The organism is Marinomonas phaeophyticola (assembly GCF_026966905.1).
Lineage (GTDB): Bacteria > Pseudomonadota > Gammaproteobacteria > Pseudomonadales > Marinomonadaceae > Marinomonas > Marinomonas phaeophyticola.
In genome coordinates this window covers 259,264-277,964 of the sequence record NZ_JAPUBN010000015.1, presented here as the reverse complement: position 1 = coordinate 277,964, position 18,701 = coordinate 259,264, and the positions used below count along the sequence as shown (strand labels likewise).

17 protein-coding genes and 1 pseudogene are annotated in these 18,701 nt (G+C 40.7%); 13 read left to right on the top strand and 5 right to left on the bottom strand.

Annotated elements, in window-relative coordinates:
- Positions 1-5 precede the first annotated feature (5 nt).
- Positions 6-863 (top strand): energy transducer TonB, encoded by an 858-nt coding sequence (locus O1D97_RS10385; protein WP_269125353.1) that lies wholly within the window; start codon positions 6-8, stop codon positions 861-863.
- Between the two features lie 76 nt (positions 864-939).
- Here the strand turns inward: O1D97_RS10385 and rpoH are convergent, their stop codons facing one another.
- The 5 genes from rpoH to ftsY form a co-directional block, all read right to left on the bottom strand.
- Positions 940-1,806, bottom strand: a complete 867-nt coding sequence (gene rpoH, locus O1D97_RS10380) for an RNA polymerase sigma factor RpoH (protein ID WP_269125351.1) — start codon at positions 1,804-1,806, stop codon at positions 940-942.
- A gap of 131 nt (positions 1,807-1,937) precedes the next feature.
- Positions 1,938-2,111: a hypothetical protein gene (locus O1D97_RS10375; RefSeq protein ID WP_269125348.1), complete on the bottom strand. Its 174-nt coding sequence runs from the start codon at positions 2,109-2,111 to the stop codon at positions 1,938-1,940.
- Positions 2,112-2,128: 17 nt separating this feature from the next.
- Positions 2,129-2,947 carry a permease-like cell division protein FtsX gene (ftsX, locus tag O1D97_RS10370; protein ID WP_269125347.1) on the bottom strand — a complete coding sequence of 273 codons (819 nt, stop codon included), beginning with the start codon at positions 2,945-2,947 and terminating at the stop codon, positions 2,129-2,131.
- On the bottom strand, positions 2,948-3,619 hold the full coding sequence (ftsE, locus tag O1D97_RS10365; RefSeq protein WP_269125344.1) for a cell division ATP-binding protein FtsE: 672 nt from the start codon (positions 3,617-3,619) through the stop codon (positions 2,948-2,950).
- A gap of 72 nt (positions 3,620-3,691) precedes the next feature.
- The gene (gene ftsY / locus O1D97_RS10360; RefSeq protein ID WP_269125342.1) at positions 3,692-4,987 is read right to left on the bottom strand and encodes a signal recognition particle-docking protein FtsY; all 1,296 of its coding nucleotides are present in this window, start codon (positions 4,985-4,987) and stop codon (positions 3,692-3,694) included.
- A 190-nt stretch (positions 4,988-5,177) separates the two neighbouring features.
- Between ftsY and O1D97_RS10355 the strand changes: the two genes are divergently transcribed.
- The 12 genes and pseudogenes from O1D97_RS10355 (at position 5,178) to O1D97_RS10300 (ending at position 18,701) form a co-directional block, all read left to right on the top strand.
- The gene (locus O1D97_RS10355) at positions 5,178-6,488 is read left to right on the top strand and encodes a hypothetical protein (protein ID WP_269125340.1); all 1,311 of its coding nucleotides are present in this window, start codon (positions 5,178-5,180) and stop codon (positions 6,486-6,488) included.
- Positions 6,485-7,084: a 16S rRNA (guanine(966)-N(2))-methyltransferase RsmD gene (gene rsmD / locus O1D97_RS10350; RefSeq protein ID WP_269125338.1), complete on the top strand. Its 600-nt coding sequence runs from the start codon at positions 6,485-6,487 to the stop codon at positions 7,082-7,084. Before O1D97_RS10355 ends, rsmD begins: the two co-directional genes overlap by 4 nt.
- Positions 7,085-7,265: 181 nt before the next feature.
- Complete coding sequence (locus O1D97_RS10345; protein WP_269125336.1) at positions 7,266-9,149, top strand: methyl-accepting chemotaxis protein; 1,884 nt, start codon at positions 7,266-7,268, stop codon at positions 9,147-9,149.
- Between the two features lie 217 nt (positions 9,150-9,366).
- Entirely contained in the window at positions 9,367-10,524 is a 1,158-nt protein-coding gene (gene metX, locus O1D97_RS10340) for a homoserine O-succinyltransferase MetX (RefSeq protein WP_269125334.1), read from the top strand.
- Positions 10,524-11,114, top strand: a complete 591-nt coding sequence (gene metW / locus O1D97_RS10335; protein ID WP_269125332.1) for a methionine biosynthesis protein MetW — start codon at positions 10,524-10,526, stop codon at positions 11,112-11,114. Before metX ends, metW begins: the two co-directional genes overlap by 1 nt.
- A 9-nt stretch (positions 11,115-11,123) precedes the next feature.
- Positions 11,124-11,558, top strand: a complete 435-nt coding sequence (locus O1D97_RS10330) for a DUF4426 domain-containing protein (protein ID WP_269125330.1) — start codon at positions 11,124-11,126, stop codon at positions 11,556-11,558.
- Between the two features lie 7 nt (positions 11,559-11,565).
- Positions 11,566-12,171, top strand: coding sequence for an RdgB/HAM1 family non-canonical purine NTP pyrophosphatase (rdgB, locus tag O1D97_RS10325; protein WP_269125328.1), 606 nt, complete (start codon positions 11,566-11,568; stop codon positions 12,169-12,171).
- Positions 12,171-13,349, top strand: a complete 1,179-nt coding sequence (hemW, locus tag O1D97_RS10320) for a radical SAM family heme chaperone HemW (protein WP_269125326.1) — start codon at positions 12,171-12,173, stop codon at positions 13,347-13,349. The genes rdgB and hemW overlap by 1 nt, the downstream gene beginning before the upstream one ends.
- Positions 13,350-13,691: 342 nt before the next feature.
- Positions 13,692-15,276, top strand: a pseudogene (locus O1D97_RS10315) (BCCT family transporter).
- 275 nt (positions 15,277-15,551) lie between these two features.
- A complete protein-coding gene (locus O1D97_RS10310; protein WP_269125324.1) occupies positions 15,552-16,121 on the top strand; it encodes a TMEM165/GDT1 family protein in 570 nt (189 codons plus the stop codon).
- 4 nt (positions 16,122-16,125) lie between these two features.
- Complete coding sequence (locus tag O1D97_RS10305; RefSeq protein ID WP_269125322.1) at positions 16,126-17,991, top strand: DUF294 nucleotidyltransferase-like domain-containing protein; 1,866 nt, start codon at positions 16,126-16,128, stop codon at positions 17,989-17,991.
- Positions 17,988-18,701: a 3'-5' exonuclease gene (locus O1D97_RS10300; RefSeq protein ID WP_269125320.1), complete on the top strand. Its 714-nt coding sequence runs from the start codon at positions 17,988-17,990 to the stop codon at positions 18,699-18,701. Before O1D97_RS10305 ends, O1D97_RS10300 begins: the two co-directional genes overlap by 4 nt.

The window sequence follows — 18,701 nt, the reverse complement described above, 5'->3', positions numbered from 1 at the left end:
TCTTTATGCGCACAGCTGATCGATTTTCCATTGCATTATTTACCGCCATAAGCATGCATGTGTTTATGGTGGTTTTTATTAATTTTGATTTTAGTATTGCCCCCCCACCAGCAAAATCACTTGAAATAACAATAGTACAACACAAATCGGAAGCACCTAAAGAAGCAGACTTCATCGCTCAAGCAAACCAGCAAGCTAGTGGCACAGAAATTAGAAAAGAGAAATTAACATCGACTGAAGACGCTCAGTTTATAGCCGATGAAATTAGAGAAATTACACCACCAGTAAAACCTCAGCTAGCATCAAACACAAGCACCAGAGATAAAAAAATCATTTCTTCTCAACAAGACTCTATATTTAAAGTTCTAGACGAACCGGATAATAACAGTCAAACTTTAGAAGAAAAATTTATTGGACAAACACAGCTCCCTAGTCGCCTATCATCAGACATTGCGAGTTTAGAAGCCCTATTAGATAAACAACGACAAGAGTTTGCAAAACGGCCAAGAATAAGGCGATTAACCTCTGTTTCTGCAAAGTCATCCGTTGATGCGCAATACCTAGATGACTGGAGGAGGAGGATAGAGCGTATTGGTAATATTCATTATCCAATTGAAGCTAAACGAAACAAATTATATGGAAAGCTAAGATTAGCGGTATCTATATCTTCTAATGGCTACGTAAAAGAAATTGAAATCCTACAATCTTCAGGGGTTCGTATATTAGATGACGCAGCCATAAGAATTGTACGATTGGCAGAACCTTTTCAGGCCTTTCCAATGGAACTGTCTAAAGAGATTGATCAATTAGAAATCATACGTACTTGGCAATTTCTTTCTGGTAACCAATTGCAAAGTAAATAGCGGCACTTTACACCATAAAAAAACCTGCGTTTAGGCAGGTTTTTTTATGGTGTGTGACTCCAAGTAATTAATCAGATTAAGAAAACTGATTCTCACCCATGGACTCTCTGATCTTTTTCATTGCATTTTTTTCAAGCTGACGTATGCGCTCAGCAGAAACACCATACTCATCTGCTAACTCATGCAGTGTTGATTTACCATCAGATAACCAACGTTGAACCAGTATATTGCGACTTCTATCGTCTAATACCGACATGGCTTCTTCTAAGCGTCGATTAGAATCCTCTTCCCAATTCCCATTTTCTAATAACTGAGCAGGATCGTAGCGATGGTCTTCTAAATAGTTTGCCGGTGCCTGAAATGCGCTATCGTCATCATCATCAGACGAAGCATCGAACGTCATGTCAGACGAACTCATACGCCCTTCCATTTGACGAACGACTTCAGGAGATACACCTAGGTCTTCCGCAACAGATTCAACTTCTTTATGGCTAAACCAAGATAATGTCTTTTTCGCACTACGTAAATTAAAAAACATTTTACGCTGAGCTTTAGTCGTTGCGACTTTCACAATACGCCAGTTCTTCAGTATAAACTCGTGGATTTCTGCTTTAATCCAGTGAACAGCAAATGAAACCAATCGAACCCCTACTTCAGGGTTAAAACGTTTCACTGCTTTCATCAAACCCACATTACCCTCTTGTATTAAATCGCCTTGATTCAAGCCATAGCCTGAATAACTTTTCGCGATGTGAACAACGAAACGTAAATGTGACATAACCAATGTTCGAGCCGCTTCAAGGTCTTCTTGATAATAAAGACGTTCTGCTAATTGGTGTTCTTCTTCAGCAGTTAGAATTGGAATTGTGCTAACTGCCTGAATGTATGACTCTAGGTTTTGTCCTGGAGTCATCATATCAATAGGCTGAAGAGCTTTACCCATCTTTATTTCTACCTCTATAAATTAGTTGTAATAAATACTAGCAAGTAAACAGAGTGTGAGTGTGACAAAAATGTGCATTTTCTGAGATATTAACGTAAACGTGCTTACAAATATGCACAACTCTCAAAAAACTACTGCAATTCAATATCTGAAATATGCCGATTTACGGCAATCCATGCTCCCACAACTCCAATAAAAGCGCTCATAGTTAAGCATAAAACGACTTCATCTGCATTAAAAGATTGCAATGAAAAATCACTTTGATAAAGAGCAATAATTCTTTCTGCAGGAGTACTTACCCACAAACTAATAACCACAATGGTTACACAAGCCAGTACCCCCCCAGTATTCCAAACCAGAACCCCATATACAAAAAAGGTCGACGAATATAAAAGTCGGTTGCACCTACAAGCTTCATGACCAGCACTTCATCACGTCGACGCTCCACGGCCATTCTAATAGTATTACCAACAATCAATAAAACGGCCCCAATCAATAATGCTGATAATGCATACACAAACCGTTGACCAAAACTCAAAACACTCGCCAATCGATGCAACCATTGAGCATCCAATTCGGCATATTCAACTTCAGGGGCACTGGCTAATTCAGTACGCAACGCCTCTAAACTAGAAAGCGTTTCAACGGAAACATCATAGGTCGGAATAACTTGAAGCACGATAGGTAATGGGTTTTCAGGTAAGGCAGACAAGATTTGCTCATACCCACTAGACTGTTCGAAATATCTCATACCTTCTTCTTTAGAGATATACATTACATTTAACACATCACTGCGGCTTGATAATTGATGTGATAAAGCCAGTGCTTTAGTATCTTCAAGATCAGCAAATAAATACAAACTGATAACGGACTGATTGTCCCACTGATCAGTGATTGATTGAACGTTTTTTAAGCCAACGTATAGCCCTCCAGGGAGTGACAAAGCAATTGCTATTACCATTACTGTCATAATACTAGCTAACGGATCCTGCACGAGTCGCATCAAACTTTCCAATAAAGTACTTTGATGATCACGTAAGTAGCTAGTAAAATTAAAAGGTTGAGACAAACGGGTTTTATTAGAGGTTGTGCCAGAAAGTGTTTGTCTAGTTGCGCCTCTAGGTTCAGGTTTCTGTGACATTTAAGAAAAGCCTCCGTCATTAACTATCCTACCTTGGTTAAGAGTAAGAACCCTATGATGCATTCGAGCAATCAAAGAGAGGTCATGACTAGCCACGAGAACCGTTACACCAACTCGATTAAATTCCTGGAAAAGATTCATGATTTCCGCCGACAGTCGCGGGTCTAAGTTACCTGTTGGTTCATCCGCTAATAATAATTGCGGCTTATTAACCACGGCTCGAGCAATACCGATGCGCTGTTGCTCACCGCCTGAAAGAGCCATGGGGTTATATTTTTCTTTACCTAATAGTCCTACTTTATCTAATGCCGCCCTTACCCGTTTGGCTACATGTTGAGGATCTGCTCCACTAACCTGTAAAGGTAAAGCGACATTATGGAAAACACTTCGATCAAATAATAGCTGATGATTTTGAAAAACAACACCGACTTTACGCCGGTGGAATGGAATGTATTTTCGACTCAAAGAAAGTAAATCTTCACCATCAATAATGATTTTCCCATGACTTTGTCGCTCAATCATCATAATCAACTTAAGTAAGGTACTTTTTCCTGCACCTGAGTGCCCTGTAAGAAAAGCCATTTCACCTTGTTGCAAATGAAAACTAACCTGACTAAGCGCTTCTTGCCCAGTTTCATATTTTTTGCCAACACGCTGAAATTCTATTTCCACAAATATTACTCACATGCATATAAATAAAAGACTTAAGCAAAAACTCCGCTATTAACAAATGTCATTTAGAAATCAAACATCATCAAATAATGCGTCTACAAACTCTGCACCAACAAAAGGACGTAAGTCATCTACTTGTTCACCAACACCAATAAAGCGTATAGGTATACCAAATTGTTTCGCTATGGCAAAGATAATACCGCCTTTTGCCGTGCCATCAAGTTTGGTAAGAGCAATACCGCTCACACCAACGGCTTCTGTAAACAGTTTTGCTTGACTAAGGGCATTTTGCCCCGTACCAGCATCAAGAACTAACATAACTTCATGGGGTGCATTAACATCAAGTTTCTTCATAACTCGAACCACTTTTGAAAGCTCATTCATTAGATTGCTCTTATTTTGTAAGCGCCCCGCCGTATCAGCAATCACAACATCAATACCTTTTGCTTTGGCCGATTCAATTGCATCAAAAATAACAGAGGCCGAGTCAGCACCGGAATGTTGAGCAATAACAGGAACATCATTCCTTTCACCCCATACTTGTAATTGCTCTACAGCGGCGGCACGAAATGTGTCTCCTGCTGCCAATAGAACACTTTTCCCTTCCGCTTGGAATTTTTTTGTCAATTTACCAATGGTTGTTGTTTTACCCACTCCATTCACACCAACCATTAAAATAACAAAAGGACCTTCCTGTGGCCCAATTTGTAATGGCTTTTCGGAAGAAGAAAGCATGTCTTTCAATTCCGCTTTTAATGAAGATAATAAAGCATCGGAGTCTTTCAACTCTTTACGGCCGAGTTTTTCTGTAATAGATGACAATAAACTTTGCGTTGCCTCCACACCAACATCGGCGGTCAACAGTTGTGTTTCAATGTCTTCTAATAATTCATCATCAATCTGTTTTCGCCCAACTATTAAAGACGCTAAACCATTGCCAAAGCCACTACGAGTTCGAGACAAACCAGACTTAATTCTCTGAGCCCAAGTCAATGTCTCCTGCGGCTCATGAGCAACAGGTACATTAGAAGGAGTCGGACTTTCTGGTGTATCGATTGGTTGAGATATTAGCGTCTCACTCTCTGCAGCACTTGAACCATCAATTGGCTTCAGATCCTGCTTTATCGATTCGAGATGCGCATCAACAGAAGAATCTTTATTATTTGACTCAGGAGAACATGTCTTATTTCCCTCTTCTGAACCCTTTTCATGGGCTGTTTTTATTTCTGTATCTATTTTTTTAACATAACTACGGCGAATATAAAATGCGATTACGGCCATAAGCGTGCCAATAGCAATTGGAACGTAACGGGCATATTCACCTAAATAAGGAGTAAAAAAACTAATAATTTGATTTACAAATTCCATTAAGTTGATCTCTAAGATGAATGTCGTTAACCACTGTTGCTAAAGAAACTCAGTGGTTAAACTCAATTTTTTAACGATTCTGTGGTAAAAAGACACAGAAAACATGTAATTTTAACATTTTTCAATTCAGCTAACAGTCTTGAAGCAGTCGATCTGGCGCTTAAATCTATTTTTTTGGAATAAACATAGAATGTCACAGGCAAAAAAACCATTATTTAGTCGTCCATTTTTGTCAGCATTGATGGTTATCATTCCAGCAATGGTTTTACTGCTAAATGTTACGTCAAAAGAAAAACACTATTCGATGCCGGATATATACACATGGAAAACCAGTACAGGTATACCCGTCACTTGGCTGACTCTAGATGAGTGGCAACCACAGGATAACCTTGAGATACGAATATTATTTAACCACGGATACAGTAATGATTTAAAATTATCATTAACCGATGCCACTTTCGAGCTTTTGCTACGTGACACTTTGCCACTAAGCACAACAAGTATAAATGATCGCTTAAAACTCCTTGGGGCTACCATCAAGTATAAAGTTCAGTCCAATAGAAGCGAACTTGCCATCACAATGGATGGACATCCTTCTTTATTACTTCCTAGCTTAGACTTTTTAAATCTGTGGCTGCCTAAACCTGACTTTAAGCAGAGAACTTTTTCAAACTGGAAACATCCAGACAGACAACAATCACAAATCAAACAACAACTATTAAATGCCACCTTCGATACGTTAAGTAATCACACCTCAACACGTTCGTTTAACGAATCCATCACCATTGAAGATATCAATAACAGCTATCAGGAATTAAAAAAACACGTAAGTAAGATCGTTTTTGTAGGCTCTGTATCAAACATAGAAGAATTTAAACAACAAATAGATTCAATTAGTAACAGTTTTTCCGTTACAGCGCCCATGTCTAATCGAGAAGATCCAACCCAGACCATGAGTTTGCAGGCGAACGAGGGACTAAACTTAGTTGAAAGTTATGCGGCCGTCGCTATTCCCCAACTCAGTCAACCAAAAGAATGGTTTACTTTACAGTTTTGGGCCACATACCTTCTTAAAGAAATTCACTCAGACAATATAGCCAATCATGTAGAACTCCACATTGAAGCATCTCAGCCAGCACCTTGGATATGGTGGCGAATTATGCACGCACCGAATATACTACAATCTTCAAACTATCCAACCTCTGGCTCAGATAAGCTTAGCTATTATTCTAAAACGTTGTTAGAGCAAACCCTTCTAGAAGAAGACGTATTCAATACGACTGTTGACCTTTTTCAAGAACGAATGCAACAACAATCCAAACAAACAAAGTGGTGGGCCAATATCGCCTCCAATGTGCCTTTTGGAAATGAGCAAGCGTTGCAAAATTGGATAAACACATACTCGCTACAGCTAAACGAGTTTTCTTTTACCGTCTATCAAGAGGAACTTGAAAGACTTATTCAAACCAGTCGCCTACATGAGGTTCAAATCAGACAATGAAACCACCTAAAAAAAGCACTAAGAACACAAAATTAACGAAGTCAAAATTGCGTATAATTGGCGGCGATTGGCGTTCAAGAACCCTCCCCATTCCAGATATAGAAGGGCTTAGACCAACGCCAGATAGAGTCCGAGAAACGCTATTTAACTGGCTTTCCGTATGGATTCCAGGGGCTCATTGTGGTGACTTTTTTTGCGGCAGTGGCGCATTGGGATTAGAAGCACTATCGAGAGGCGCATCCAGCTGTCTATTTGCCGACACTAGTCGTATCGTTACTCAACAAATGACGGCCAATTTAGCGACTCTAGGAGCAACAAACGCGAATGTTATCCAACAAAGCGCCGTTGATCTGTTAAAAACCCCACCAGTAAGACCATTAGATATTATTTTCTTAGATCCTCCTTTCAGACAAGGTTGGTTAGCAAAACTGATGCCATTACTCAATGACAATTGGCTCGCAAATCGGGCTTGGGTTTATATTGAAATGGAAAAAGAGTCACCGCTTCCTGAATTACCAACATTTTGGTCTCTTAAAAAAGAAAAAATGGCAGGGCAACTTTGCTATCGACTTTTTGAAGTAAACAAACCTGTCTAAAATAATTTACATAGATAGAATGCCTTACATCAAAAAATACATGAAAGCGGATAACAATTATTGTATTTTTTTCAGTCTCAGCTTACAACTATTATAGAGGATAGTATTTCTTCTAGATTCTTTATCCACTGCCGTAACGAAATCGACTTAACTGAATATGATTAGAATATAAGGCTTCTCTATGTTTTCAAACTTTAGCTTTCGCGCAAAACTAGTCTGTCTATTAGCATCCTCTATAGCAGGGTTCTTACTCGTCACCTTAGTAGCCTTTAATGGATTAAGTAATCAACAAGATTCCAGTAAAAAATTGCATGACCTCTTTATTATTAAAGAGAATATGGACTCACTAGCGATTGCCATCTTGAAAGAAACAGAAGCACTATCAACCGTTAACAACAATAATTTAGGCGATTTTCTCACATCGATAGAAACGAGCAACCTAGGTTTTCAGAAAAGCCTTGATCAAAGCATTCATTTAACGGATGTGGAACAAATTCGCAAATCATTAAGAGAAACAAAAACATTTTTAGATAGTTACTCTACTATTTTTATCAATTTGTTAGATCACCAATCCATCATTGGCTTCAATTCATCATCAGGCTTAAAAGGAAAGATAGTCCATCAGGGTGAAGAAATAATGGAGGCGGTTGCAAAGTTATCCCTATTAAAACGAGAATTCGTTAATGTCAGGAAAATAGAGACCAGCTTTTTGTTCGAATCTACGGAAGAAAACCTAGCATTAGTGCATGAGAGCTTTGAGAAATTTCAAAAACGCGTGAATTCATTTGGTCTAACAGAGAAACTCAGCATAACAGCCAATTATATAGACTTAATTAATCAATATTCGGCTAAGCAAGTGCATCTTAATCAGGCCCAAAAAGAATTCTCTACGGTGAAAGAAGCCTTTAACAATCAACGGATAGAGACCGCAGATATTATTAAACAAGCTGTGATCAGTGCAGAGAAAGAAACGGCGGCAAGTGCAAAAAAGGCCAATGTCGCGCTGATTTCTGTCAGTATTATTGTTACCGCTTTAGCGGCTTTTATCATGTATAGCATAGGACTCAGCGTAAGCGCTTCAATCTCTCGAATCTCCAAGGATTTAAATAAGATAAAAGACGGTGACTTAACCGCGAAAGCGTTTGTAAATGAAAAGCGAAATGATGAATTTGATTCCTTGAGTCGATCTGTCAACGAAATGACCGTAGGCCTAGGTCATGTACTCAGTGAAGTTGTCAACACCACTACCGATGTAAGCGGCATGGTCATTGACCTTAATACGGCGATCACAAGTATTGCTCAAAATAACCTGTCAGCAAGTAATAAAACAGACTCTCTTGCTGGCTCCACAGGAGATATTTCTAATCGTTTATCCGAAGTGTCTCATACGACAGACCAATTAAAAATCGATTCTAATGAAACCTATGAGTCAGCCAAAAAAGGCGCGAAAACCATCAAGTCAGCCCTTGAAAACCTCAGTCATACTGTAGAGGTTGTGTCTAAAACCAGTTTACAACTGGACGAGTTAGGAAGGCTATCGAAGGATATTGATACCGTTATCGGAATGATTAATGATCTAGCAAACCAAACAAATCTATTGGCCTTAAACGCCGCTATTGAAGCCGCTAGAGCCGGTGAAGCCGGTCGAGGTTTTTCTGTTGTCGCCGATGAGGTTCGCTCTTTAGCAGAAAAAACCGTCGAAGCAACTGGAAAAATCACCTCCATTGTTAGTACGATCCAGACTTCCACACAGAAAGCCATCGATACAATGGAAAGTGGGCAAACCAGTCTTAATGCGATTCAAGAGAACGGTGCCGCCGCCGAAAATGCCATGTATGAGATTGAAAACAATGCCTCTACCAGCTCATCGGCGTCTATTGAGATGGCACAAATCATTCAAGAAATAGCCTTAACCGCGGTACAAATGAACCAAGATATGGATGATATAGCACAACAACTAGCCAATGATACCGCCTCTATTGAGACGATTTCTAATAAGACACATCAAATCGAACAACAAGCTGTAGAGCTAGGTAATAAAACCAGTGTATTTACTCTCTCTTAATGTTTTTTGACCCTCTGTAAGCGATATCAGGATCAAGTGTGCTATCGCTTACAGTCTCACTAAAAAAACGCGTATTTCAATTTCTCTTTCATGACCTTTTTAAACTAAACCTCTTGATGACAATTAGCGCAAAAGTTAGACTATAACGCAGTTGTGCCTCTCTACTATTTGGCCGCCTTTCCCGTACATCCAACTCCAATCAGGAAGTCAAATTATTATGCCGGACACTATTCCAGCCGATTCTGTTGGTATTGTCACCCCAAATATAGCCGTATTTGAAACGCCTCTCGCCTTATCGAGCAAACAGACACTTGAACAATATGAGCTGATCTATGAAACGTATGGCAAGTTAAATGCAAAAGCCACCAACGCCATTCTCATTTGCCATGCGTTAAGTGGAGATCATCATGCGGCGGGCTACCATTCAATGGATGATAAAAAGCCAGGGTGGTGGGATTCTGCTATCGGGCCAGGAAAACCGATTGATACCAGCAAATTCTTTGTCGTCTGTTTAAATAATCTAGGTGGTTGTTGCGGTAGTACAGGACCCACTAGTTTAAATCCAAAGACAAACAAGGAATGGGGCGCCGACTTTCCAATCGTTACTGTGACCGATTGGGTAGAAAGCCAAGCACGCCTTGCGGATTATTTACATATAAATACCTGGGCAGCGGTGATCGGCGGAAGTTTAGGAGGCATGCAGGTATTAGAGTGGAGCATTCGTTTCCCTGACAGAATCAAAAATGCCGTTATTATTGCCTCCGCTCCCAAGCTATCAACGCAAAATATTGCCTTCAATGAAGTGGCAAGGCAATCAATCAGCCGTGATCCAGACTTTCATGACGGTCATTACACAGCCAACAATACCATTCCCGTTAATGGCCTGGGACTCGCTCGCATGCTAGGGCATATCACCTATTTATCCGACGACTCAATGGGTAAAAAATTCGGCCGAAAAATGCGCCATGACGATTATCAATATAACTATGGCATTGATTTCGAAGTAGAAAGTTACCTTCGCTATCAAGGCGAAGCATTTACCAAGCGCTTTGATGCCAACACATACCGTCTGATGACCAAAGCGCTCGACTACTTTGACCCAGCATCCGCGACCAACGGTGATTTATCTAAAGCACTGAGTTCCGCTCAATGTGACTTTTTACTCGTTTCTTTTACTACTGATTGGCGCTTTTCTCCAGCCAGAAGCGAAGAAATTGTCGATGCGCTGGTCCGAGCAGGCAAACACGTCAGTTACGCAAAAATTGACTCTAATAAGGGTCATGATGCCTTTTTATTCCCAATTCCTCGCTATATGTCCGCACTCAATGGTTTTTTAAATCGAGCACATAATATCCTTATACAGGAGAGCAACTAATGCGTTCCGACCTAGATATCATCAATGATTGGATACAAGAAGACAGTAAAGTACTCGACCTTGGATGTGGTAACGGTGAGTTATTACAACATTTGATGGGGAAAAAGAACGTCAAGGGTTACGGTATTGAAATCAATGCAGACGAAATTAATAATTGTATAGAAAAAGGTATTCCGGTTATCGATCAAAACATCGATGATGGCTTACAAAATTTTGGTGATCAGAGTTTCGATCTCGTGGTAATGACCCATGCTCTCCAGCAATTTCGTCGTCCTGACCTACTCCTTGATGAAATGTTAAGAATAGGCAAAGAATGCATTATTACCTTCCCTAATTTCGGTCATTGGCGTAACCGTCTGCATTTAGGTATCAAGGGGCGCATGCCTGTTTCGGAATTCCTACCGTATAACTGGTATGATACGCCTAACATACACTTTTGTACCTTTGTTGACTTCACCAGGCTATGTGATGAAAAAGGCATACACATCAAACGTTGGGCCGCTGTTGATGGTCACCTAAGAGATCACTGGTGGATCAGAGCCCTTCCCAATGTCATGAGTGAAACCGCCATTTTCCACGTAAGTAGATAGGAACATACCATGAAATACATAATTACTTGCTTCGCTCTTTTGTTTTCAACATTAGGCATGGCAGAACAAATCAAATCGTTTGCTGAGCACGATTTGCATTTTAATACTTTTGAGTCAACATTTTTAACACCAGAGATTGCTCAGCAATATGGTTTTACTCGAAGCAAAGGTCTTGGGCTGTTAAACGTTGCGATAACAAAGAGAAACGATGGCGAACTGCCAACACCGCAACCCGCCATTGTTACTGGTACAGTAACTAACTTACTTGGGCAAATCGTCCGCTTATCCTTTGTAACCATAGATGAGGGCGATGCCATTTATTACATCGCCCCTTTTACTAAGACAAACGATGAAATACTGCGTTTTGCCATCAATGCCAAATTAAATGCTAACGCCGTACCAATGGAAGCCTCTTTTCAACGACATGTTTATGTAGATAAATAGGATTACTATGACAAAAACCATTATTTTGGCAAGTAACAACCAAGGTAAAATTGCCGAATTTAATCATTTACTATCGCCTCTAGGTTACGATATTAAGCCTCAAGGAGAGTTCAATGTGGAAGATGCGGTGGAAGATGGGCTCACTTTTATAGAGAACGCCATTCTTAAAGCCCGCCACGCGTGTTCGCAAACAGGTTTAGCGTCGTTAGCCGATGACTCCGGTTTAGAAGTCGATTATTTAAACGGTGCACCAGGCATTTATTCCGCTCGCTTTGCTGGGGAACACGGTAATAATTTAGCCAACAATGAATTACTGTTAAAAAAACTCAACGGTGTACCAACCCACGAGCGCACCGCCCGCTTCCATTGTGTACTCGCCTATATGAAACATAAAGACGATCCCACTCCAATCGTCGTACATGGCACATGGGAAGGCCGGATTTTAGAATCCATCGAAGGCGAACAAGGCTTCGGTTACGATCCGGTCTTTTTTGTACCGGAATGCGGTTGCAGTGCCGCCAGCCTGCCAAAAGAAGTAAAAAACGCCATTAGTCACCGCTCACAAGCTCTGGCTCAATTGTTAACCTATCTAACACCAAAAGTACCTTTTTAATGCCATTAGCGCTCTCATTACCCCCTCTTAGTCTTTATATTCACTTGCCTTGGTGTGTGAAAAAATGCCCCTACTGTGATTTTAATTCACATCAAGCCGATCGTTTTGAAGATGAAGGAAAACTGCCTGAAGAAGCGTATTTGACACAACTTTTAGCGGATTTAGATCAAGACTTAGCTTTCGCTTATGATCGTAAACTCCACAGTATATTTATTGGTGGTGGCACACCCAGCTTAATGAGTGCTGAATTTTATCGTCACTTATTGGAGAAAATACAGGAAAAAATCCCCTTTATTGATAACATTGAAATCACCATGGAAGCCAATCCAGGAACCTTTGAACAAGATAAATTTAGGGCTTTCAGAAAAGCGGGGATTAATCGTTTATCAATTGGTATCCAAAGTTTCCAACCTCACCTTTTAAAAGCACTAGGTCGAATTCATGGGCGGGAAGAAGCGATAGCCGCTGTAGAAAAATCACGCATTGCAGGTTTTGAGAATATCAATATTGACTTAATGCATGGTTTACCGGGTCAATCTATAGAAGAAGCACTAGACGATGTACAAACCGCTATACGACTAAACCCTGAACACTTATCTTGGTATCAACTTACTATTGAACCAAATACTGAGTTTTACCGCCGCCCACCCACATTACCTGAAGACACCATGCTTTGGGATATCCAAGAAGAAGGCCAAGCCACGCTTAAAGAACATGGCTATCGGCAATATGAAATTTCGGCCAATTCAAAAATCGGGAAACAAGCCTCTCATAATCTAAACTATTGGCGTTTTGGCGACTATATAGGCATTGGAGCAGGTGCCCATGGAAAATTAACACTTATGGATGGACAAATATTTCGCACTCGAAAAACCCGGCATCCAAATCATTACTTAAGTACTTTGGCCGAAGCACTAAGCATTAAAGAAGCCATCGCCACGGCAGATTTACCTTTTGAATTTATGATGAACCGACTACGATTATTTGAGGAGTTTGAATTATCTGACTACAATAAGTTTTGTTATCAACCACCACCAGACAATTTTATTAAAAGCTGTATAATAGCCATTGATAAAGGACTCATATGTGCGTCTTCATGGGAACACAATACCATCAAAACAACAGAAAAAGGTCAGCTTTTTCTAAATGATTTATTGGAATTGTTTCTCCCTATTTAGCACATCAATTCATAGCTTCTGTCTTACCTTAATGGCAAACAGAACGCGACTCAAAAAAGTCTCTAGAAGACTGACAAAATGCTTTTAATCATTATGCTGTTTAAAAGCTCCGCGCTACTAATAAGACTCTAGCGCAACTCAAATAGAGTGTTCTACACAATGAATGTCGTTTAATAAACATTTTTATGTTGATTAACTTTTGTTCATTTGCATTAGAACACTTTATGACGTTTTTGGAACAATTTTTTATATTGTTTAACATAGTATTGATCTGGGGGAGCTGTGTTTACCGCACAACTTAGATTCAATAATTATTAAAATACTCTGACTAAGGAACGCTATATGAACCTAAAAAAACCTGACGATGGTCGGGCCGAGTACAGTACCGCCTATAAAGTTGGACAGGATAATATCCAACCTTTTGGACTGGACATACTCAACCCGGTGTTCGGTACCAGTGCGATTATTGTACTTGCCTTTATTATCGGAACCATTTTATTTCCAGCGAACTCAAAAGAAATTCTTGTTGGCGCTCGAGGTTGGTCAATCGCTAATTTTGACTGGCTATTCATGATCGCCGGCAATATTTTTGTGCTATTTTGTCTTGCGTTAATCGTACTTCCTTTCGGAAAAATCCGCCTTGGTGGAGCGAACGCCAAGCCAGACCACTCCACAATGAGCTGGTTTGCCATGTTATTTGCGGCAGGCATGGGTATTGGTTTGATGTTTTGGAGTGTCGCTGAACCAGTTGCATACTATACCGGCTGGTATGGTACGCCACTGAATGTAGAAGCACATACCCCTGCAGGCGAACAAGCGGCATTGGGCGCAACTATGTTCCATTGGGGGCTACATCCTTGGGCTATTTATGGCGTTGTGGCTCTGTCACTTGCCTTCTTCGCTTATAACAAAGGCTTACCTCTGACGATTCGCTCAGCTTTCTATCCGTTACTTGGAGAAAGAGTGTGGGGAACGATTGGTCATGTGATTGATGTACTAGCAGTTATTGCGACCATTTTTGGTTTAGCGACTTCCCTAGGACTTGGATCACAACAAGCCACCAGTGGCCTGAACTTTCTTTTCGGAATTCCAAATACTTTAACGACGCAAATCATTGTCATTTTAGTGGTGACGGCGGTTGCTATTGTCTCCGTTGCTCGAGGTCTTGAAGGGGGTGAAACTATTAAGTAACATCAATATGATTATGGCCGCCAGTTTAGCCGTTTTTGTATTAGTGTTAGGTAACACAGGCGCTATCTTAGGTTCTGTTGGCGCTATTTTATTTGGTTATATTGATGGCATCATTCCATTGAGTAATTGGATTGGTCGTGATGACGAAACCTTCTACCATGGTTGGACTGTTTTCTACTGGGCATGGTGGATTTCCTGGGCACCTTTCGTAGGAATGTTTATTGCCCGTGTATCTCGTGGACGTACCGTTCGTGAATTCCTCACAGCCGTATTGCTTGTACCTACTGTTGTTACTGTTTTTTGGATGGCCATATTTGGTGGTTCAGCCATTGACCAAGTAAAAAACTCAATTGGTGTATTGGGCGACAAAGGTATCACTGATGTTTCCCTTGCCATGTTCCAAATGTTTGAACACTTGCCATTAACAAACCTAATTTCGTTTGTAGGTATCATCTTAGTATTGGTTTTCTTTGTTACCTCATCCGACTCAGGCTCTCTAGTTATCGATGGTATTACGGCGGGTGGTAAAACAGATGCGCCTATGGTGCAACGTGTATTCTGGGCAATACTTGAAGGTATCATTGCAATTGCCTTGTTAGTAGGTGGTGGCGCAGAAGCCTTATCAGCCATCCAAGCGGCCGCTATTACCATAGGACTGCCGTTTACTCTACTCATGTTGGTTATGTGTATTGGTTTATACAAAGGACTCAAATCCGATCTACACTTGTATAAATAATCACTAAGCCTTAAGGTTTATTATCGTTAAGCTATGAGGTAGGAATTTACTAGAATCCCTACCTCATATACTTTAAGATATCCTCCTTCTTAGGGGAGTAATCTTCTCAAACCCTGTTTTGAGATTCTTTGTCAACATAATCACACCTCAAGTGTGTGGCAAAGAAGTTCTATAAGCTGAGACTCAGTTTTGGAATTGATGAGACTTAAGTCAAAAACCAAGCCTGGTGGGCATTGGTCTTTGCCTTTCGTTTTTTGCCCACCTAGGACAATCTAATGGAAGCCATTCTTACATCAATTACCTCGGTTGCTATTGCTGAAATCGGTGATAAAACGCAACTACTTGCCCTGTTCCTTGCGACTAAATACCGCAATAAAACGGCGATTATTTTAGGCATTTTTGTCGCCACCGTATTAAATCATGGAATTTCAGCCTGGCTAGGTAATTCAATAAGTCAATTTATGTCAGAATTCTGGCTGTCTATTCTTGTTGGAATCAGCTTCATTTTATTAGGGTTATGGTTATTAATTCCAGATGAAGATGAGCAACCATCTGCAAGGTTCTTAAAATGGGGGGCATTCTCCGCCACTACTTTTCTATTCTTTCTCGCAGAAATAGGAGATAAGACGCAAGTTGCCACCGTATTATTAGGTGCTCATTTTGATGATACGCTTGCCGTTGTTATTGGCTCAACTATTGGAATGATGCTCGCCAACGTGCCCGTTGTTTTTGCTGGCCAATGGCTGATCGCCAGAATCAATCCGACAATCATGCATAAATGGGCATGCGCACTCTTTATATTGATCGGTATTATTACGCTCTGCCGCCCTCTTTTAAAAGGATAAAGTTATGGAAGTCGAACTCTCTGAAATTTTAGATGTTATTTCTCAACACGCCCCTTTTAATGAAATGGAGGACAATGCCTTACTGCAAGGAATGGTGCATGACATAGAAATACAATACGTCCGCAATGGCACAGGCGTCATTGTGCCGAACGTAACCAATGAGCACTTGTATTTCATTCGTAGTGGTGCCGTAGAAGTATTGTCAAAAGAAGATAAGCTACTCAGGCGTATGGAAGAAGGCGAACTCTTTGGTTATGCCTCTTTATTACGAGGAGGCAAGGTGACTCAAGAAATACGAGCCATTGAAGACAGTTTATTGTACTTAATTCCCGGCTCTTGGTTTAAACGCCTCTATGATGAAAACGACACTTTCTCAGACTTTTTTGAAATCATTAGAGAAATTCGTTTACGTGCAGCCATAGATTCCCAAACCTCCCAAACTTCGGACGTGTCACTCATGACATGCCCTGTCACCAGTTTACTGCGACGACCTCCCATCAGTATTGAATTGAATGACAGTATTCGTATGGCGGCCCTAAAAATGGCCGAATTCAAAGTCTCCAGCTTATTAATCACACAAGCAGATGAGTTAGTTGGTATCGTTACTGATAGAGATCTACGCACCCGCTGTATTGCCGCAGGGCTGTCTTATGAGGAATCCATAGAAAACATCATGACAGCACACCCTATTACCCTAGATAGTGGCGATTTTGCATCAGAAGCCGTGATAAAAATGATGGGGCAAAATGTCCATCATTTACCTGTCACTAAAAATGGAAAAGCCATTGGCGTAATTAGTGCGGGAGATATTGTTCAGAAAGAAAGCCACGGCAGTGTTTACTTAATTAGTGATATCTTTAAGCAACAAAATTTAGCCAGTCTTATTTCGATCAGTAAAAAAATACAACACACCTTCACTCAACTGGTTCATGCGGATGCGAATACCGTAATGATAGGGAACGCCATTTCACGTATTGGGACTGCATTTGTAGAGCGTATATTACAACTCGCTGAGCAGGAGTTGGGCGCACCACCCATTCCATATTGCTTTATTGCCCTAGGCTCGCAAGCAAGAGAAGAGCAGACCATCAGTACAGATCAAGACAATGCCCTTATCTTATCGGATGCATATAACGCTGAAATACATGGCACCTACTTTAAACGCTTAGCGGATTATGTATGCCATGGGCTCGATAAGTGCGGCTATCCATTATGTACTGGAGACATCATGGCCAGTAACAATCAATGGAGACAGCCATTAAAGCAATGGCAAGAGTATTTTTCCCAATGGATACAAGAACCTAAAGCAGAATCTTTGCTGCGTATGTCGATTTTTTTTGATATCCGAAGTATTTATGGCGATGAAAAGTTAGCAAGGGAGTTAAATAAACACATTCGCTATTTAGCCAAATCACATCGAGGCTTTCTGTCGCATATGGCTCGCAATGCCAATCAGAGAAATCCACCGTTAGGTTTCTTCAGACAATTCGTATTAGATGGCAGTGGCAAACAAGCACGAACCTTCAATTTGAAAGAAAGAGGCATTGCTCCCATCATTGATATTGTACGGGTACATGCCCTCGCCTGTGGAAGTCAAAAACTCAATACGATGGAGAGATTAGATGATATAGAAAACGCGGGGTTGCTTCCAAACGGGAGAGCGAAAGATTTAGCCGCGGCATTAGAGATGATTGGCATGGTACGTATTCGTCACCAAACGAATCAAATCGAAGCCGGTATTGAACCTAATAACCACGTTGACCCTGAGAGCCTGTCCTCTTTTGAAAGACGGCACCTTAGAGATGCCTTTCATATCGTGTCTCGACAACAGGAGTTTATCAAGTATCGCTATGCAGGAGAAAGATCTTGATATTTAACAAAAAGCCTGCCCCTTCCCTCTTAGATTGGAAGCAATCCTTTCAAACATTAGAAAAAAACGCTCCCCAGGGGCCATTGAAGCGCTTTTACGAACAAGGTGCGGTTGCTTACGATACGCCACTAAGAGACACCTCAATGGTCTCATTAGATTTAGAGACAACTGGCTTAAATCCAGAGAAAGACGCTATTGTCAGTGCGGGACTAGTGCCATTAAATCATCAACGGATTCAATGTCGTGGGTCGAAATATTGGATGTTTACACCGGACAGCCCTCTCTCCCATAAATCCGTTACCATTCATGAAATGACCCACGAGGACCTTAACGGTGCACCTTCTTTAGAAGACTGTTTTGAAGAGGTTCTGGCCGCACTCGCTAAAAAAGTGGTCATAGTCCATTGTGTACATATTGAACGAGAGTTTTTGTTGAAAGCATCACTTAAGCTATATGGACAGCCACTGTACTTTCCAATACTGGATACCATGGAGATTGAAAACCGGATCTTGAAACAACGATCTTGGATTGAAAAACTCAAACAGGGCAGAATTTCCATCAGATTGGACGCTTGTCGGCAACGTTATAATTTACCTCGCTATAAAGCACATCATGCTCTAACCGATGCTTACTCTTCCGCCGAGTTACTACAAGCTCAAATGGCTCATCACCTAGATGAGGATCAACCCATTTCAAATTACTGGCTTTAA

What these genes read in the sequence shown, in the direction of transcription:
- O1D97_RS10385 (WP_269125353.1), top strand. Translation starts at nt 6, where the DNA reads ATGCGCACAGCTGATCGATTTTCCATTGCATTATTTACCGCCATAAGC.
- rpoH (WP_269125351.1), bottom strand. Translation starts at nt 1,806, where the DNA reads ATGGGTAAAGCTCTTCAGCCTATTGATATGATGACTCCAGGACAAAAC.
- ftsX (WP_269125347.1), bottom strand. Translation starts at nt 2,947, where the DNA reads ATGTCACAGAAACCTGAACCTAGAGGCGCAACTAGACAAACACTTTCT.
- ftsY (WP_269125342.1), bottom strand. Translation starts at nt 4,987, where the DNA reads ATGGAATTTGTAAATCAAATTATTAGTTTTTTTACTCCTTATTTAGGT.
- O1D97_RS10355 (WP_269125340.1), top strand. Translation starts at nt 5,178, where the DNA reads ATGTCACAGGCAAAAAAACCATTATTTAGTCGTCCATTTTTGTCAGCA.
- rsmD (WP_269125338.1), top strand. Translation starts at nt 6,485, where the DNA reads ATGAAACCACCTAAAAAAAGCACTAAGAACACAAAATTAACGAAGTCA.
- O1D97_RS10345 (WP_269125336.1), top strand. Translation starts at nt 7,266, where the DNA reads ATGTTTTCAAACTTTAGCTTTCGCGCAAAACTAGTCTGTCTATTAGCA.
- metX (WP_269125334.1), top strand. Translation starts at nt 9,367, where the DNA reads ATGCCGGACACTATTCCAGCCGATTCTGTTGGTATTGTCACCCCAAAT.
- metW (WP_269125332.1), top strand. Translation starts at nt 10,524, where the DNA reads ATGCGTTCCGACCTAGATATCATCAATGATTGGATACAAGAAGACAGT.
- O1D97_RS10330 (WP_269125330.1), top strand. Translation starts at nt 11,124, where the DNA reads ATGAAATACATAATTACTTGCTTCGCTCTTTTGTTTTCAACATTAGGC.
- rdgB (WP_269125328.1), top strand. Translation starts at nt 11,566, where the DNA reads ATGACAAAAACCATTATTTTGGCAAGTAACAACCAAGGTAAAATTGCC.
- hemW (WP_269125326.1), top strand. Translation starts at nt 12,171, where the DNA reads ATGCCATTAGCGCTCTCATTACCCCCTCTTAGTCTTTATATTCACTTG.
- O1D97_RS10310 (WP_269125324.1), top strand. Translation starts at nt 15,552, where the DNA reads ATGGAAGCCATTCTTACATCAATTACCTCGGTTGCTATTGCTGAAATC.
- O1D97_RS10305 (WP_269125322.1), top strand. Translation starts at nt 16,126, where the DNA reads ATGGAAGTCGAACTCTCTGAAATTTTAGATGTTATTTCTCAACACGCC.